This is a genomic window from Mucilaginibacter sp. P4_G9, assembly GCF_056400985.1.
Window position 1 is genome coordinate 1 of record NZ_JBFUKF010000716.1, and the last position, 1,524, is coordinate 1,524.

The 1,524-nt window shown below is 42.5% G+C and carries 1 protein-coding gene; it reads right to left on the minus strand.

Annotation, left to right across the window (positions count from 1 at the left end):
- Window positions 1-140: 140 nt before the first annotated feature.
- Window positions 141-1,217 (minus strand): cellulase family glycosylhydrolase, encoded by a 1,077-nt coding sequence (locus AC1DPZ_RS27010; protein WP_477409332.1) that lies wholly within the window; start codon window positions 1,215-1,217, stop codon window positions 141-143.
- Window positions 1,218-1,524: the final 307 nt, after the last annotated feature.

The following is a 1,524-nucleotide window of genomic DNA, read 5'->3' on the forward strand; positions in this document are numbered from 1 at the left end:
CTAAAACACTTATAATCAAACAATTAAGTGTTTCACCTCTATTTTCAACAAACACTAAACAGCTGACTACCAGCACAAATGGCGTTCCACACCGTTCGGGGCGTACCAGCGTTCCGGTGGAACACCTAAATGCGTTATATTTATTTCCCTCTCCCGGTTAAGCTTTTAATCAAGTCGGTTTCATCAGTTTTATATGGAGTACCATCCTGGCGAAAGATATCATGAAACCATAATTTAGGTTCGCTGCCATCTGGCATTGGGGCATCCCAGGCATAAATTGTATTGGTTTTGCCAGATACAAAACCCCAGTTGATGGCGCCCACATTTTCCTTTTTCAACATCGGTAATATGGTACTAAACAGGCTGTTACGCGGGCGGGCCATATACTCAGTACAGATCAGCGGGCGACCAACCATTTTAAGGAACTGAACGGTTTTTAAGTGCTCAGCTTCCGGCGAATAATCGTGATAAGTAACCACATCCGAATTAGCTATCTGGAAACGATTCAGATCCTCTAAATTCCATGCCCATACACCGGCGCTTAGCGGCTGGGCCGGATTTACCTGCCTTGCCCATTTAAATATGTTTTTAAGCAGCGGTAAAGATTTATTGCCTTTATCCGAGTTGCCTGGTTCATTGTACAAATCCCAAAGCAAAATGCGTTTATCGGTAGCAAACCGGGTTAAAATATCCTTTACATATTTTTGTAAAACCGGGGAATCGGCCATCTCCTCGGATGCCGGTTGCCCGGGATCCTGCATCCAGCCTGAGTTATGGATCCCTGGTTTTGGACCTGGTTGTTTGCCTATTTTGGGGACTTTGTTCCAGCAATCATCAAAAAACACAAACATGGTTTTGATGCCATGCTTACTGGATATGGCCAAATATTGATCCATACGTTTCTTAAACCCTTCCGGATCCTGCTGCCAGGCAAGGTGATGTAAAAATACGCGCATCACGTTCATACCCAAGCCCTGGGCATAACCCAGCTCACGATCAATAGTTTTGGGATCAAACGAATCGGCCTGCCACATTTCCAGCTGGTTTATGGCGTTGCTTGGTATAAAATCGCTGCCAACCAGCCACTGATTTTTAGTATACCATTCCCTTGCCCTTTGTTGCGACCATACTTGAGCGGTTACCTTTTGCTGGGCGGTCAGCCTCATGCTCAATGGCATTAAAAAAGCCAGGGCTAATACTTTTAATTTAGTTTTCATATATAGGTGTTTTATGGTTCTTATTAACTAACAGGATGTTATATGTCACTTACATTTAAAACTGTGTATAATTTTTTATTCAACTAAAGGGAACGAGGAAATCTTTAATCTTGAATCCACAAAAATATGCTGCAGAGGATTAAAAAAATTACCATATACGCACTTCGGAGTTATAAAAGAACATAATACCAAAAGAAACAGGTACTTTACTTTACCTGCAGTGAATAATTCGGCTTTACTTCAAAACTAAAGGTTTGGCTGCCTGCCGCGCCGCTTTGGGTTATGCCTTGTATTACCCCAATATAGG